The 246-nt window shown below is 67.9% G+C and carries 1 protein-coding gene; it reads right to left on the reverse strand.

From position 1 onward, the window contains the following. Positions 1–6: 6 nt before the first annotated feature. Positions 7–246 (reverse strand): hypothetical protein (locus ACQG3P_RS21665; RefSeq protein WP_426806203.1); only part of this gene is annotated, 240 nt, incomplete at its 5' end.

Genomic DNA, 246 nt, shown 5'->3' on the forward strand with positions numbered 1-246 from the left:
CTCCCGCTAGTTGTCCGCCAGAGGAGTGAGCGCGATCCCCTGCGGCATGCCCACGTTGTGGCGTACCGCCTGCACCTGGACCAAGGCCTGCGCATACTGCTCCAGCGTGCGGATCCCGCGGGTGCGCTGGTCGACGTACTCGGCCGCGTCCTGCGCCGTGGAGGCGTACGCGGGGATCTCGGCCGTGTCGGGATTGATCGGGTTCATGATCTGCTGGTACACGCTCGGGCCAACTTCGACCACGGG

Source organism: Stenotrophomonas sp. SrG (genome assembly GCF_050031795.1).
GTDB classification, from domain to species: domain Bacteria; phylum Pseudomonadota; class Gammaproteobacteria; order Xanthomonadales; family Xanthomonadaceae; genus Stenotrophomonas; species Stenotrophomonas rhizophila_A.